Annotated in this window: 2 protein-coding genes; both read left to right on the top strand. The window is 62.8% G+C overall.

What is annotated here, in order from left to right; genetic code table 11:
• On the top strand, positions 1-227 hold a 227-nt coding region (locus JK358_RS39800; protein ID WP_232852627.1), incomplete at its 5' end, for a hypothetical protein.
• Between the two features lie 156 nt (positions 228-383).
• Positions 384-737, top strand: a complete 354-nt coding sequence (locus JK358_RS38770; RefSeq protein WP_201958879.1) for a hypothetical protein — start codon at positions 384-386, stop codon at positions 735-737.
• The last annotated feature ends 5 nt before the right edge of the window (positions 738-742 follow it).

Genomic DNA, 742 nt, shown 5'->3' with positions numbered 1-742 from the left:
ATGCCAAATCCCGGGCCGTCACCAGCGATTTCGCTGTCGTTAGATTGCGGGGGTTCGGGCGGGCCGCCTGCCCACACACAGCGGTCGACGGCGGCGACCGCTTCTTCGCCATCGCCGTTCGGGCCGAACAGGCCGGGGGGATGAACCCGGGGCCGGGATCATCGATGTTTGGGGTCGCCCGGCCCATACAGCGCGTAGGGATCGGGATCGCCCACCCCGCGCGCTGATGCAGGTAATTCGGCACGAACGACATTCCCCGCTTGTACGACGTGCGCCTTCGTGCTGTAGATTGCCCCCCTCGGGGAGGAAACAGCACGTATTCGAGTGCTGTACAGAGCGATAAAGACCTGACTTCTTCAGGCATCGGTGAAACCATGACGTCTGTGTCCGATGAGGCGAAGCCCGACCTTCCTGCTGCCGATCCCGCCAGTACACAGGATGCCGCGGCGAGGCAACGTGAGCGCGATGTCGCCCATTTGGTCGAATCAGCATCTGGCTGGATGGGAGAAGCCCTCGACGCATGGAGCGACGACGACTACGCGAAGGTCTCCCTTCTTGCTCCGCTAGCTGTGGAGCACCTTGGTAAGGCCGTGCTGTGGCAGGTCAACCCCGTACTCGTTGTTCCCCTGTCGCCAGATGCTGAAGCAAGCCTGGTTAAGTTGGCGACGACTCCCGGCCTCACCGACCCGAAGCTCCGTACCGTCGGCCTCAAAAGGGACTGCTGCAGGATCAGGTGACAGGT

This window comes from Nocardia acididurans (assembly GCF_016741815.1).
In the GTDB taxonomy this organism is placed as follows: Bacteria; Actinomycetota; Actinomycetes; order Mycobacteriales; family Mycobacteriaceae; genus Nocardia; species Nocardia acididurans.
This window is presented reverse-complemented; position numbering and strand designations above follow the sequence as displayed.